Genomic DNA, 14,291 nt, shown 5'->3' on the forward strand with positions numbered 1-14,291 from the left:
GGAGCGACCTGTGGATCTGCTTGTTATAGGTGGCGGGATCAATGGTGCAGGTGTTGCCCGCGACGCGGCCGGACGCGGTCTCTCCGTTATCCTGTGCGAAAAGGGAGATCTCGGCGAAGGGACTTCCTCGCGTTCGGGAAAGTACATTCACGGTGGTCTGCGATATCTTGAATATTACGAATTCAGACTGGTTCGCGAGGCGCTGAACGAGCGCGAGGTTGTTCTGGAAGCTGCCCCTCATTTGTCATGGCCGTTGCAGCTGGTCCTTCCTCACAGTCCCGAACAAAGGCCCCGTTGGCTCATTCGGTTAGGGTTGTTTCTTTACGACAATCTGGGCGGGCGCAAGCGGGTTCCGGGATCGAGTGCGATCGATTTGCGCAAGAATCTGGCCGGTGAACGGTTGAAAGAAAGGTTCACCAAGGGTTTCAGTTACTGGGACGTCTGGATAGACGATGCGCGCCTTGTGGCCCTGAATGCCGTTGATGCCTCCAGGCGTGGCGCACAGGTCTTTACCAGGACGGCCTGCATGTCCGCCCGGCGGTACGGGAACGTGTGGCGCGCGGAGCTGAAAGGAGAGGGGAAGCCTGCAACAACTGTCTTCGCTAAAGCTGTCGTCAACGCGGCCGGGCCGTGGGTCGAGAAGGTTCTCGGAGAAGTGGCGGGTGTAAATTCCAGGATGAGTGTTCGCCTTGTGAAAGGCAGTCATCTTGTCATGCCGAAATGGTGGCAGGGAGATCACGGATATGTCCTGCAGGCACCGGACAAACGTCTGATCTTCGTAAATCCCTATTTTGACGACATGGCGTTGATCGGGACGACAGACATTCCCTTCGAAGGCCGTGCGGAGGACGTCGCAATCGACCCATCCGAAGTCGACTATTTGCTCGAAATCCTGAGAAGCTATTTCGATCAAGAATTCAAGGCAGAAGACGTTCTGTTCAACTATTCCGGTGTGCGTCCGCTCTTCGACGATGACGCAAACAAGAGTGCGTCGGCTGTCACACGCGACTATCAGTTCGAGCTTGACGGTTCGCTGGAACCAGACAGCGATCAACCTCCTCTGCTCTCCGCCTTCGGCGGGAAACTGACGACCTATAGAAAGTTGTCGGAACAGGCGCTTCAGATGCTGTCACCCTATTTTCCCGAGATGGGCGGCGCCTGGACCGCCGATACGCCACTGCCGGGCGGAGATCTGCCGGACAAGAATTTCGATGCCTGGTTCACCGGGTTCAAAAGGCGTTTTTCCTATCTGCCGGAGACATTTCTGCTTCACCTGGCGCGATGCTACGGCACCGACGCTGTGCGACTGCTGGATGGTGTCAACGACATCGGCGACCTGGGCGAGCACTTTGGCGGTGCCTTTTTCGAGAAGGAAGCAGATTGGCTGTTGCGCGAGGAGTGGGCCGTCAGTTCGGAAGATTTTTTGCTTCGACGGACCAAACACGGATTGTTTCTGACCCCGGCCGAAAAATCAGAATTTGAAAACTGGCTTGAAAGGAGACAGGCGGTCCATGAACCCGTTTCTTGAGCTGCGGAACAGCGCGGAATTTGCAAGATTACGAACCGCTTCAGCTGAGTTGGGAAAGAACCCGCTGCAAGTGCAAGGGCCCGGTGGGAATACCTCACTCAAGAAAAACGGCAGAATGTGGATAAAGGCCTCCGGAACCTGGCTGGCGGAGGCAAATGAGCGCGACATCATGGTCCCGGTTGATGCCGACCGGTTTTGCGTGGCTCTCAACGCCGGGAGCGAAAGCGCAGAAGACACGGCCAGTTTTCTTGCGTCTGTCGAAGGTGCACCCGCGCTTCATTCGTCGATAGAAACCTCGGTTCATGCTATCCTCGGCACACCTGTCGTGCTGCATACGCATTGCGTTGCAACGATCGCGGTTGCCGCGAGGACTGATGCTGAAGAAATTGTCCGGCATAGGCTGGCCGGCCTGGATGCCGTGTTCATTCCCTACTTCAAGCCGGGTCTGGATCTTGCGCGCGGGATTCTGGAACGCATCACTGCGAAGACGAAAGTGCTGATCCTGGGCAATCATGGTTTGGTTGCAACTGGTGACACGGTCAAGGAAGCCTTGCAACGGATCTATGAGGTTTCGTGCCTGCTTGAGCCGGTGGCGATTGCACGGGGGCGGAACCAAACTCTGACTGGCAGAGATCGCTGAAGGGTAGCGGCTGGAAAGCGGCCCCTTTTCCCACAACACAGTCACTTGCATTCGATGACCATTTGTTGGCGCTTGCCAACGGCAATTCACTCTACCCCGATCATGTCGTGTTCCTGGGCCCTGGATGCGTGGTTGCGAAGGATACCGAAACGGCTGCCGAAGCGGCTGTTCGAGGTTCGAAGGCGCGCTCAGAACGGAAACTCGTGATTTGTCCAGGCCAGGGTGTTGCAGTACCGGAGACCGCGAATGCGGCAACGCTTACGCTTGTGCGGGCGTTCGGTGATGTGCTTGTAAGGGTTGATCCGAGCGCCGAATTGGAGCGGCTCACGGATGAACAGGAAGACGCGTTGATCAACTGGGATGCCGAGAAGCTTCGCCAGTCTCTCAACAGCACGGAAAGCGCGCGGGCATGAGCAAGGGTCTTGCCATTGGTATCGATGTCGGCACGTCAGGCGTCAGGGTTGCAGCGCTTGATGCGCAATTCCATGTGGTCTCCGTCTCGAAGGCCGCGATGGATCTCTCGTCGGGAGAGCGGAACGATCCCGCGGTCTGGTCCGCAGCGCTGGACGAAGCGCTTTCATCAATGCTTCAGACCATACCTTCTCACGATATCGAAGCTATTTGCGTCGACGGAACGTCCGGCACCGTCCTGGCTCTGGATTCCCATGATCAACCAATCGGCTCAGCGCTGATGTATAATGATGTGGTCGACGATCCGGAGATCCCTCAGGCGATTGCGAAAGTGGCTCCGAGGCAAAGTGCGGCGCATGGTTCAAGCTCCGCACTTGCAAGGTCAATTTCTCTGCAGCGTCGCACGGGCATTGCCCGTATTGCCCACCAGGCGGACTGGATAGCTGAACTGCTCACAGACAAAGCCATGCCGAGCGATGAAAGCAACGCCCTGAAAACCGGGTACGATCCGATTGCCAGGGCATGGCCCGACTGGGTAGCTCAGACTGGTATCCGGGCAGAATTGTTGCCGGATGTTGTTGCCACAGGCACGCAGACCGGAACGACCTCAGGCGCATTCGGGTTGCCAGAAGGTATTCCAGTCGTGGCCGGTGTTTCGGACGGATGTGCTTCCTTTTTGGCAACCGGCGCTTCCAGCCCGGGGGACGGTGTCACCGCACTCGGGACGACAATGACAATCAAACTCTTGTCGGACCATCCGATTTTTGCACCCGAATTCGGTATCTACAGTCATCGTATCGGCAGCCAATGGCTTGCCGGTGGCGCGTCGAACAGTGGTGGAGGTGCCTTGGCAGTGCATTTTTCACCCGACGAAATTGCTGCCCTGAGCCAATTGATTGACCCGGACGTTTCGTGCGGGCTCGACTATTATCCCTTGCCAGAACAGGGCGAGAGATTCCCGATCGGTGATCCTGGCCTTGCCTCAAGGGTCAGCCCCCGTCCCGATGCAGCACACATGTTCCTGCATGGGTTGCTTGAAGGTATCGCCAATATCGAGTTGTTGGGTTATCAGCGTTTGATGGAACTTGGCGGACCGAAGTTGAAGTCGATCCGGTCGGTCGGCGGGGGCGCTGAAAACAAAGTCTGGACACGTCTGCGTTCACGGTTGTTGTCTGTGCCGGTCGCAACGGTGGCCTCCGGAGAGGCCGCAGCAGGATCAGCGCGCATTGCCTGGTCATTCTTGAAGGGACAGACATGACGATAGAAATCTCCGGCCTTGGAGATATCCTGGAACAATTCGACGGCATTCTCATAGATCAGTTCGGTGTTCTGCACGACGGCGTCGAACCGTTCGAGGACGCGGTGCCCTGCCTTAAAAGGGTCGCAGCTGCAGGGGTTCCCGTTGTCGCCATTACCAATTCAGGCCGCATGAAAGATCCCAACCGGCAACGCCTTGATCGGTTTGGATTTACGCCCGACCTGATCGCGGACGTTGTCACTTCGGGTATGGTAGCGCGGGATCAGGTCCTGAAGATGCTGAAAGGCGGCTCGATTTCGCAGGGAGATGCTGTACTGAACCTGACCCGCGAAAGCGATGTCACGGTGCTGGAGGGGCTTGGGTTGGAACTCTCCGACGAAATCAGTTCCTCGACCAGGCTGGTTTTCATTTCAGGGCTTCAGCCGGAAGTCTTGTCGCGGCAAGACTACCTGACGATGTTGCGTCCGTTGGCGGAATGGGGTGTTCCGGCAATCTGCGCCAATCCGGATCATATGGTTTATGTGAACGGCAGGGCCGCCTTTGGTCCCGGTCTTGTTGCCGCTGACTACGAGCAAGCCGGCGGGCAGGTCGTTTTTGTCGGCAAACCTGGGGCGGAGATTTTTTTCAGGTCTTTAGAGACATTGGGGTCACTGGAACCTTCCAGGGTTCTGATGATCGGCGACAGTCATCATCACGACATTGCAGGCGCGGCAGCGGTTGGATGCAGGACACTGCTAATCGCAAATGGTGTTCAGGCAAAGACCGACAATGTCGACGTTGCACCTGATTTTTCCATACCGTCACTTCGCTTTTGATCGAGCGACATCAAGGGCCGGTGAATTCAGGCCGATAACTGGCGAATTGCCGGGAAGACAAGTCATTCCAGGCCTGAAATTGTTCGGGATCCGGCACAACAGGCGCGCTTTCTTCGCTCATCGCGGCAGCGGCTTGATCAAGGCTTTGGAACCAGCCGGCACCAAAGGCCGCGCTCATCGCAGCACCAAGTGAAGATGCCTCAAGGCTTTGGCTGATATGAACCGGAAGTCCGGTCGCGTCCGCAAACATCCGCGTCCAGAGTGCGCTGTTGCCGCCGCCGCCGACGGCAACGATCTTTTCGATCTTCAGGCCGTTTGCCTTCATCGCTGTTATGGCTCTGGCGCTTTCAAGCGTCATTGCTTCCAGGATGGCTCGGTAAAGATGACCCAGCCCATGGTTCGACGACATGCCATTGAAGCTTGCGCGTGCGCCAGTATCCCAATGGGGGTCCATACTACCGGTCAGATAAGGACAAACGGTTACCCCTTCAGAACCGATCGGGATTTGTTCAGCCTCCGCCTCGAGTTTGGAAAACACGGTGGGGTCATTACTGCCACCTGCGAATGTGTCGACAAACCAGTTCAGCAAAAAGGCACCCGCGCGCTGACAGCCTTCCAGAAAGTATCCATTCCCTGTCGGGGACGTCATTGTCCGCCAATTGAGGCTGATCATGGGATCAGGGGCCCAGGCGCCGGTAATCAGCGCGGTGCCCAGATTGAGATAAATGACGCCTTCCCGAGCCCCATTGACACCCAGCCCCGCGCACTGCCCGTCTCCACCGGCAGCAATGAGGGGCAGTCCTTCCGGCAATCCTGTCAGGTCTGCGGCTTGCGCGGTCACGTGACCAACCAGTGTTCCGGGACGCGCCAGAGCACCGAACTGGCCAGCGCTGACGCTCAGATGCCTGAGGAAGTCTTTGGACCAGGACATGGTTGCAATGTCGAGAACGCCAAAGGGGTCAGCGCTTGTCCAGCTGGATGTCCAGTTTCCCGTAAGCCGGCCTGACAAAAAGCAATGAACGTCAGCGAACTTCGCGGTTCTTTTCATGATCTCCGGTTCGTGGCGTTGAAACCAGGAGAGACGGTAGATCACCGGAGTGATATCGATCGGTTTTCCGGAGGTTCGGTGCAGCCTGTCCTGTCCGATCTCTTGCGACAGCAGTCCGACTTCCTCTTTCGCACGCTCATCCAACCAGACAACCGCGGGACGGATCGCCTGACCTTGTTCATCCAGAAAGGCAACTGTTTCGCGTTGATTGGAGATCGCAAGCGCCGCAACGCGGGACGTGTCGATTTCTTCGGAAAGGGCGCGCAGTGATTTGCATGCAGCTGACCACCAGTCTTCGACATCCTGTTCAACCCAGCCGGGCTTTGGTTGCGACAGGGAGATTGAAGCACGCCCCTCCGCCACCGGTTTTCCAGATGCTGTCCAGGCAATCGCCTTGGTTGATTGCGTTGAGCTATCCAGCCCGATGACCAGATCCTTTGTCATTTGTCCTCCCTCAACAAATGCTCGGCAGTTGTCCTGTCGGTCACGAGATCGGTCACATATCCTCCAGTGAGGCACGCATGAAGAGCCCCAAGCTTTTCCTGTCCGCCTGCAACGCAAATGCGTTCCGGAACGGCCTTGAGATCCTGCAATTCCATGCCGATCTGAAGTCCTGTAAGCGGGCCTTCCAAAGCATTTCCCCGGTCATCTATAAAACGTCCGATGACAATGCCGGCTGCGCCTGCCTTCATGTATTCCTCGGCGGAGGGTTGGATGAGGTTGTTGCCATCAGCCCACCTGGTTTCGTCATTCAGTTCCCCGACACCAAAGACAACAGTGTTACAGCTGTGCACGCGTTCAAAGTGGCGTTTCAGAGATGGCTCTCCCAAAAGCGCCGTTCGAAGATCGGGTGTTGTCACCACGGCGGGTGCGTGAAAGTTATGACACCTTGCGCCGAGACGGTTCGCAATGAACAAGGTGCACGCTTCCGGCGAGGAGGCATCGTCACCAAGGGAACTACCGGAGACCTGCACCACACGCAGGCTTTCCTGCCGGCGTTCCGGCAATGCGTTTGCCAGTTCCAGCATGGTCCGCCCCCAAGCCACACCGAGCGTCATGTCTTTTTTCAATCGAGACAAAAGAATTTGTGCACCGGCAATGCCCAGACGCTTTCGAAGCGACTTGGGGTCGCCGTCTTCTTCGCTGACTTCAGGTGCAATGAAAGCGCCCTTGAGATTGAAACGTGTGGCCAGTTTCTGGCTGAGATCGGCCTGCTCAAGAAGGTCGGGTGCGAGACTGATGGTCACAAGGCCACGCCGCCGGGCATCGGCGAGATAATTCGCTACAGATGCGCGCGAGACGCCGAGTGCCTTGGCAACTTCGGCCTGCGTCCGGGACTCAGCATAGTAGAGCCAGGTTGCCCAGGCTGTGGTGTCCTCGATGAATCTTGCGCTTTCCCCGCCTGATCCGTCCTTTTGAGTGTCTGACATTTTCGTTCTTTTGCCTTTGTGATCCTGGGAGTCTGAATTTCGATTTGACAAATGTCAATAGATGTTGTCATTTGTCATGCATGAGCCGAAGGTTAGTAAATGTCCTCAATTAGTCGCCAGTCTTCATCTTTACCAGAACGACCGGAAAACGGTTGGATGGAGCATATTGAGGACGTCTATCTGGGTCGCTGGGTCAACCCGGAAACGGGTTCAGCTGGACCAAGAGCACCGGTCGACAAGATCTTGATTTCGGAATCAATTGACGGAGAGGAGGCGGACCTCGCCCGCTCCGTGGGCATCGGCGATTCAACCGCGATGGTCGCCGATGCCAACACTTGGGACGCTGCGGGAGCACGGATTGCGCGAAACCTTACTCAGAACGGTTTCAAGATCAGCGAAATCATCCTGTCCGGGCGACCGCATGCGACCGTTGAAGAAGCGGATGCTCTCGAGCAGCGACTGCAAAACTTCTCGTCTGTCATCGCGGTCGGTTCGGGCACAGTAAACGACCTGACCAAATATGTGACAGCTCATACCAAGCGCCCCTATTGCGTTTTTGGAACCGCTGCATCGATGGATGGGTACGCATCGACGACAGCTTCGATGGGCTTGCCGAGCGGTCTGAAAATTTCGTTGCCGGCGCATGCGCCAAAGGGCGTTTTTCTCGATCTGGATGTCATTGCGCGTGCTCCGAGCCGAATGGCAGCAGCCGGATTTGGCGACTGTCTGTGCAACAGCGTTGCCAGGATCGACTGGTGGATGTCGCACAAGCTTCTGGGCAGCCAGTTCCGGCTTGAACCATACCTCATCAGTGAGCCGGACGAAGGCATGCTGGAAGCGCATGCATCCGGTTTGCAAGCGGGAGATATCACAGCGGTTGGGTATCTCGTCAGAGCACTTGTTCTGTCGGGTCTCGGGGTTGCGTTCACCAAAGTCTCCAATCACGGCTCCATGGGCGAGCATCAGATTTCCCACTACATCGATTGTTTTGCGCGCGATCAGCACAAGGGAACGCTCCACGGCGAACAGGTCGGCGTCGCAACCCTGAGTATGGGCCGCATTCAGCAGTGGTATCTCGATCAGGAGAAGCCGCCGGAGGTTCGTCCGACAAAGGTCGACGGCGAAGACATGGTACGCCGGATGGGTCCTGAAATCGCTGCGCAATGCGAAGCCGAATATCGAAAGAAAGCGCTGGACGAAGACGGTGCTGCCCGCCTGAACGAACATCTCCAGGATATCTGGCAGGAGCTGCGTGCGGACTGCAGGAAACTGGTGGATCCAGTGGAGGCAATGCTTGCCAAGCTCACGCAGGTTGGGGGCTCGACCAGCGGAAAGGACCTTGGACTCTCATCCGATTTCTACCGTGAAGCGGTGCGTCATGCCCATGAAATACGGAACCGGTTCTCGTTTGCAGACCTTGCGTGCGATGCAGGTCTGCTGGACGATTTCGCGGCAAGGGAGGTCTGACGCGTGAGACCTCTCGATGCAATGCCAGTTGAAACGGCGGCCTCCATTCATACGGTTATGGCGGATATTGACGATACGCTGACGACCGACGGCAGCCTCCCGGCAAAGGCATATTCCGCGCTTGAGAGATTGAAAGCTGCCGGGTTTCGTGTCGCGGCGATTACGGGCAGACCTGCCGGCTGGTGCGATATGATTGCGCGGTTCTGGCCGGTTGACGGTGTGGTCGGGGAGAACGGCGCGCTTTACTACGCCTATGACCGGGGCGCACGGAAAATGATCCGTGTGTTTGCAACAAGCGACTCCGTGCGCCGGCACAACCAGATCCGTTACGAAAAAATTGCGGAACGTATCCTGAAAGAAGTTCCCGGTTCTGCGGTTTCGGCGGATCAGTCCTTTCGCGAAGCGGATCTTGCGATCGATTTTTGCGAAGACGTCACCCCGCTGCACCAACAGGATGTCGAACGGATCAAGGCCATTTTCGAAGACGAAGGTGCAGTTGCAAAAGTGTCGTCCATCCACGTCAATGGCTGGTACGGAGCCTATGACAAGCTGACCATGACACGGCGGTTCACTTCCGATGTGCTGGGCGTTGATCTCGATACCGAAAAAGACCGGATCGTCTTTTGCGGAGACAGTCCCAATGACGCTCCCATGTTCGGTTATTTCCCCAATGCCTGCGGCGTCGCCAACGTTCTGGATTTCAAGGGCCGCATCGAAGCAGAGCCCGGCTGGATCGCCTCTGAACGGGGCGGGGCTGGATTTGCCGAACTGGCGGACGTGCTGATTGCCGCAAAGAATATCTCAGACAGGAGAATAAGTGCATGAAAAAGGCCGAATTGGCTCTGCGTGAGGAGATCATCGCTCGCTGCAAGGAGATGAATGCCAGCGGTATCAATCAGGGCACGTCCGGAAACATTTCCGTCCGATTTGAGGACCGGATGCTGATTTCACCGTCAGCGACGCCTTACGATCAGATGACGCCGGACATGATTGCATCCGTCGGACTGGACGATACAAGCGGCAGATACGAGGGGCCGTTGAAACCGTCAACAGAATGGCGGTTCCATCAAAAGCTTCTGCACGGTCGCCCTGACGCGGGTGCGGTGGTTCACGCGCACCCGACCTATTGCACGACGCTTGCTATTGCCCGAAAAGAGATCCCGTCCTGCCACTACATGGTCGCCGCGTTCGGCGGAAACAACGTCCGTTGCGCGGGATACGCGACTTTCGGATCTGAGGAGCTCTCGGAACTTGCCATAGAGGCAATGACCGACCGTACGGCTTGCCTTCTTGCCAACCACGGTATGATCGCAATTGGCGAAAATCTTGCCAAGGCCATGTGGCGGGCAATCGAACTCGAAACCATCGCAAAACAGTATTACCTCAGCCTCGTCATTGGCGGTCCGGTTCTCTTGAGTGACGCCGCTATCGACGACACCCATCGCGGGTTCGCGGGCTATGGCCTTCAGGACAGCGAGGCCGACAAGAAACCGAAGCCGAGGCGACGGGCTCCCAAAAAGACACCGGCGAAGAGGAAGTAATGGTGCCATGAACTTGGGAGGGTCAGCATGGCGTTTGTGAGAACCAAAGGATTGCAAGGCTATATCACCGGCGATAGCCCGGTGCCCTGGCTTGCGCCGCTGGTTGCCATGCTTGTGGTTTTCACGATCTACCCGCTGTTTTACAACATCTGGCTTTCTTTCCACGAGTACGTTCCTCTCAAGCGCCGCCTGGTTTATGTGGGGACGGAAAACTGGAGCAACCTGTTTGCCGACCCACGGTTCTGGGAAGCGCTATCCGTCACGTTCACCTACTTTTTCGTGCTTCTGGCGATCCAGGTCGTATTGGGCATGATCATTGCGCTTCTTCTGGATTCAGATGAGCCAGGGTTCGGCCTTTTGCGGGGCCTTCTGACACTGACTCTGGTTATCCCGCCCGCCATCACCGGAATGATGTTCCTGCTGATGGAAGACCCCGAGTTCGGTGTTCTCACATATATCCTCGAAGCCATGGGCATCTTGAGCGGTCAGGATCCAATTCTGGCCACAAGTTCAACGGCCCTTGCTGGGGTCATGCTGGCCGATATCTGGCAATGGACACCCTTCATGGTGTTGATCTTTCTGGCCGGATTGCGATCGTTGCCGCAAGAGCCTTACGAGGCCGCGATGCTGGACGGCGCGTCTGCCTTTCAGACTTTCCGCAGGATTACCTTGCCGATGATGTCCAAGGTCATCGCCGTAGCGGTACTGATCCGTGGCATCGATCTGTTTCGCGCCTTTGACTACATGTTCGTCATGACCTCGGGAGGGCCGGGAACCTCCACATACACGTTGTCCCTCTACGCCTGGCAGCAAACGTTCAGCTTCATCAAGTGGGGCTATGGGGCGACCATCAGCCTTGTCAGTCTGGTGCTGATACTGGTCATCGCCAATCTCTTTATCTGGATTGCGAAGGTGCGCTGGTGATTGTCGAGAGCAAATATCGGCGCTATTCGCGCATGGCCGCCGCGTGGTTCATTACGGCACTGTTCGTGTTCCCTCTCTATTACTGGGGTACGACGGCCTTCAAGGAAGCCAAGGAGATCTTCTCCGTTCCGCCAACAGTCTGGTCGTTCACGCCAACGCTTCGAAATTTCGAAGAGGTCTTCGGTATTTCGTTCGGCTTCCTGCGGCAGCAGGAGGTGCTGCCCGGCGGAGGGAACTTCTACATGGCGCCCCGGTTGTGGGATTCCATTGTCGTCGCACTGTTTTCCACTGCGCTTGCAATCGCCATTTCAACCTTTGCGGCCTATGCGCTGAGCCGTATGGATTTCCGCGGCCGGCATCACTTTGTCGCCTGGGTTCTTTCAACCCGGATGATGCCGCCCGTGGCCGTCGCGATCCCGATGTTCTTCATCTACAAGGACATTGGACTGATGGATTCCTATACGGGCATCATCCTGATCCATGCTCTGATGAACCTGCCTTTGGCGGTTCTACTGCTCAAGAGCTTCTTCGACGACATCCCAAGAGAGATAGATGAAAGCGCGATCGTCGACGGCGCATCGCGGTGGAAGATTTTCCGCCGGATCATTTTGCCGATGGCCAAGGGCGGAATCGCCGCGACGGCGGTTCTTTGTTTCATCTTTTCCTGGACCGAATTCATTTTTGTTCTGACCTTGACGCAGACCGGACTGAAAACGGTGCCGGTCGTGTCTTCGAGCTTCGTAACGTCCACAGGCACCGCCTGGGGCAACATGGCGGCCTTGGGAGTGGCTGCGATGGCTCCGGCGTTTTTATTCATCCTGCTGGTCCAGAAACAGCTGGTCCGCGGGCTGACGCTCGGTTCCCTCAAGCAATAGGAGAAACTGTCTTTACGGGACCATCAATCAAGTATCATGGGAGGAGTTAGTCATGAGAGACACTGACAAGAAGCAATACCTGGCCAATGTGGTGGACGCCTATGTTCACCGCCGAATGGGGCGACGGGATTTTCTCAGAAACGCGGGGCTGCTCGGATTGGGCGCAGCAGCATTCGGTGCGGGAATGCGCCGTCCCTTCGGTCTTGGGTCCATGCCTTTTGCGAATGCTTCTGACGATCTGCGGCCCTCGGAAGAGGTGCTAAAGTGGGTCAAGGACGTTTCGGGCCCGTTTCGCGGTACGACGCTCAAGCTGGCGACTGAATCCACTCCTCCTTCGAATGCGATCAACAGTCAGCTGAAGAAGTATTTCGAAGAAGCTTCCGGAATGACGGTTGAGATCGAGGTTCTGCCACTGGAGCAGGTCCTTCAAAAGATGACCCTCGACATCGCTTCCCAGCTTGGCACCTACGATCTTTACTACATCGACCAGAGCTGGGCCGCGTCCGTGAGCCAGGATGTTTTCGATCCGCGTGAGCAGATTGAAGCCAAGCCGGATCTGGCTATGCCGGACTACAACATCGATGATTTCCTGCCGGCACTTGTCGATGGGATTGCGAAATACCAGGACCGTTGGGTCGGCGTGCCTTACGATATCCCGATCTTCATCATGATGTACCGGAAGGACATCTGGGAGGAGATGGGTTTCAATGCGCCATCCTCTCTTGAAGAATATTACCAGCAGGCCAAGGCAATTACGGATGCCAAGGGCCCGGATCTTTACGGCTCGACGGGCCAAATGAAGTCCGGCCACTACAGTCTTGAGTGTGACTGGACTGCCTGGCTTTGGGGGCATGGTGGATCCATCTTCACCCCTGACGGCAAGTTCTCGGGCAACGATGAACGCGGCCTGGAGGCCATGGACTACTGGACGAAACTCTGGAAGACCATGCCACCCGGGGTGACGGGCTGGACATGGGACGGCCAGGGGCAATCCGTTGCCCAGGGCGTCGCAGCTTCCATGATGAGCTGGGGTGAGTTCTTCCCGTATTTCGACGATCCTTCAGCAACCAAGGTCTCCGGTTTGATGGAAGCCGTCAGGTGCCCGCCACCGGCTCGTGCGCTTCGTACAAGTGAAGAGACCGGGTTTGGTGAAATCCCGGGTGTCGGTCACCAGGGCGGTTCCTCGCTCGCGGTTTCCAAGAACTCGAAGAACCCGGATGCTGCGTGGATCTTCATGCAGTGGGCGACGAGTTACGATACGCAGGTGCTGATCACGGCGCTGGGCGGCGGCACTGGACCGACACGCGAGAGCGTTTATGACGACCCGCGTATCATTGCCAACAATCGCGTCGGACCAGGCACAACACGTCACCTCAATGTGGTGAGGGACACCATCGCGATGGATATGGGATCAGAACCCGATCTGCCGCAGTGGGCGGAATTGTCCAACGACACCATCCCGGTCCGGCTCGGCAAGTACTTTGCCGGCGACTACGGCTCGCCGAAAGAGGCAATGGACGATATTGCCCAGTCGGTCGACAAGATCGTGTCCGGATAAGCGTACCAAATGCAAAGGCTAAGGGAAGGGTGGCAACACCCTTCCCGTCAACGAGGGTTGGGAGGATCCGGTGGGACATAAACCTCTTGTTGCAATAACAGGGGCAAGCTCGGGTATCGGTGAAGCAACTGCGCGTGCGTTTTCCGAAGCTGGTCACCCGGTTCTGCTTATGGCGCGCCGCATGGAACGGATGGAAGCGCTTGGGCTTCCCGACGCTGTCCTTCGTCAGGTGGATGTCCGCGATCGGGCTGCGATCGCCGCGGCGGTTCGCGACGCGGAAGCCGAATTCGGACCGGTGGACATGATGTTTGCAAACGCGGGCATTGCACGCCTGGCCGATATCGGTCGTCAGCCTCCCGAAGAGTGGGACGAGATGATCGACATCAACACCAAAGGTGTCATGAACACGGTCCATGCCGTGATGAAAGACATGATGGATCGGCGTCACGGCACGCTCGTCATGATGAGCTCCATTGCCGGACGGAAGGTCTATCCAGATCACACGGTCTATTGCGGCACAAAGTATTTCGTTCATGCGGTTTCAGAGAGTTTGCGTGAATATCTTTCCGCCTACGACGTGCGCGTCGTGGTGCTCTCGCCTGGGGTGATCGAAACGGAAGTCCTATCTGGCGTACTCGATGAAGAAACGCTTGAAAACTACAAGAGCAACAAGATCAAAATGGGTGGTGGCATTGGTGCCGACATCGTCGCCGAATTGATACTCAATGCCTATCAATTGCCGCAAAAAGCGCTGGTGCAGGAAATTTGCCTGACACCGACACGGCAAAGCTACTGA

At 56.7% G+C, this 14,291-nt stretch carries 14 protein-coding genes; 12 read left to right on the forward strand and 2 right to left on the reverse strand.

The genetic code is table 11. The features are described from left to right. Positions 1–10: 10 nt before the first annotated feature. From ACZ1HV_RS18755 to ACZ1HV_RS18775, 5 genes are all read left to right on the forward strand, one after another. On the forward strand, positions 11–1,528 hold the full coding sequence (locus ACZ1HV_RS18755) for a glycerol-3-phosphate dehydrogenase (protein WP_472715982.1): 1,518 nt from the start codon (positions 11–13) through the stop codon (positions 1,526–1,528). Next, positions 1,512–2,168, forward strand: a complete 657-nt coding sequence (locus tag ACZ1HV_RS18760) for a class II aldolase/adducin family protein (protein WP_472715983.1) — start codon at positions 1,512–1,514, stop codon at positions 2,166–2,168. The genes ACZ1HV_RS18755 and ACZ1HV_RS18760 overlap by 17 nt, the downstream gene beginning before the upstream one ends. A 65-nt stretch (positions 2,169–2,233) precedes the next feature. Beyond that, positions 2,234–2,581, forward strand: coding sequence for a hypothetical protein (locus ACZ1HV_RS18765; protein WP_472715984.1), 348 nt, complete (start codon positions 2,234–2,236; stop codon positions 2,579–2,581). Next, on the forward strand, positions 2,578–3,837 hold the full coding sequence (locus tag ACZ1HV_RS18770) for an FGGY-family carbohydrate kinase (RefSeq protein WP_472715985.1): 1,260 nt from the start codon (positions 2,578–2,580) through the stop codon (positions 3,835–3,837). Before ACZ1HV_RS18765 ends, ACZ1HV_RS18770 begins: the two co-directional genes overlap by 4 nt. Beyond that, positions 3,834–4,652, forward strand: coding sequence for a TIGR01459 family HAD-type hydrolase (locus ACZ1HV_RS18775; protein ID WP_472715986.1), 819 nt, complete (start codon positions 3,834–3,836; stop codon positions 4,650–4,652). The genes ACZ1HV_RS18770 and ACZ1HV_RS18775 overlap by 4 nt, the downstream gene beginning before the upstream one ends. 10 nt (positions 4,653–4,662) lie before the next feature. Here ACZ1HV_RS18775 and ACZ1HV_RS18780 read toward each other — a convergent pair whose 3' ends face one another. Further along, positions 4,663–6,144, reverse strand: a complete 1,482-nt coding sequence (locus tag ACZ1HV_RS18780) for a xylulokinase (RefSeq protein WP_472715987.1) — start codon at positions 6,142–6,144, stop codon at positions 4,663–4,665. After that, complete coding sequence (locus tag ACZ1HV_RS18785) at positions 6,141–7,130, reverse strand: sugar-binding transcriptional regulator (protein ID WP_472715988.1); 990 nt, start codon at positions 7,128–7,130, stop codon at positions 6,141–6,143. Before ACZ1HV_RS18785 ends, ACZ1HV_RS18780 begins: the two co-directional genes overlap by 4 nt. A 156-nt stretch (positions 7,131–7,286) precedes the next feature. Between ACZ1HV_RS18785 and ACZ1HV_RS18790 the strand changes: the two genes are divergently transcribed. The 7 genes from ACZ1HV_RS18790 (at position 7,287) to ACZ1HV_RS18820 (ending at position 14,291) form a co-directional block, all read left to right on the forward strand. Further along, on the forward strand, positions 7,287–8,597 hold the full coding sequence (locus ACZ1HV_RS18790; RefSeq protein WP_472715989.1) for a sn-glycerol-1-phosphate dehydrogenase: 1,311 nt from the start codon (positions 7,287–7,289) through the stop codon (positions 8,595–8,597). Positions 8,598–8,600: 3 nt separating this feature from the next. Continuing rightward, a complete protein-coding gene (locus tag ACZ1HV_RS18795; protein WP_298960780.1) occupies positions 8,601–9,422 on the forward strand; it encodes an HAD-IIB family hydrolase in 822 nt (273 codons plus the stop codon). After that, a complete protein-coding gene (locus tag ACZ1HV_RS18800; protein ID WP_298960782.1) occupies positions 9,419–10,138 on the forward strand; it encodes a class II aldolase/adducin family protein in 720 nt (239 codons plus the stop codon). The genes ACZ1HV_RS18795 and ACZ1HV_RS18800 overlap by 4 nt, the downstream gene beginning before the upstream one ends. A 27-nt stretch (positions 10,139–10,165) precedes the next feature. Next, the gene (locus tag ACZ1HV_RS18805; RefSeq protein ID WP_298819649.1) at positions 10,166–11,062 is read left to right on the forward strand and encodes a carbohydrate ABC transporter permease; all 897 of its coding nucleotides are present in this window, start codon (positions 10,166–10,168) and stop codon (positions 11,060–11,062) included. Between the two features lie 32 nt (positions 11,063–11,094). Next, positions 11,095–11,937, forward strand: coding sequence for a carbohydrate ABC transporter permease (locus ACZ1HV_RS18810; protein WP_152504120.1), 843 nt, complete (start codon positions 11,095–11,097; stop codon positions 11,935–11,937). 52 nt (positions 11,938–11,989) lie between these two features. After that, positions 11,990–13,495 carry an ABC transporter substrate-binding protein gene (locus ACZ1HV_RS18815; RefSeq protein ID WP_298819652.1) on the forward strand — a complete coding sequence of 502 codons (1,506 nt, stop codon included), beginning with the start codon at positions 11,990–11,992 and terminating at the stop codon, positions 13,493–13,495. 70 nt (positions 13,496–13,565) lie between these two features. Continuing rightward, positions 13,566–14,291, forward strand: coding sequence for an SDR family oxidoreductase (locus ACZ1HV_RS18820; RefSeq protein ID WP_298819654.1), 726 nt, complete (start codon positions 13,566–13,568; stop codon positions 14,289–14,291).

The sequence above is a fragment of the Roseibium sp. JB4-4 genome, from assembly GCF_055693425.1.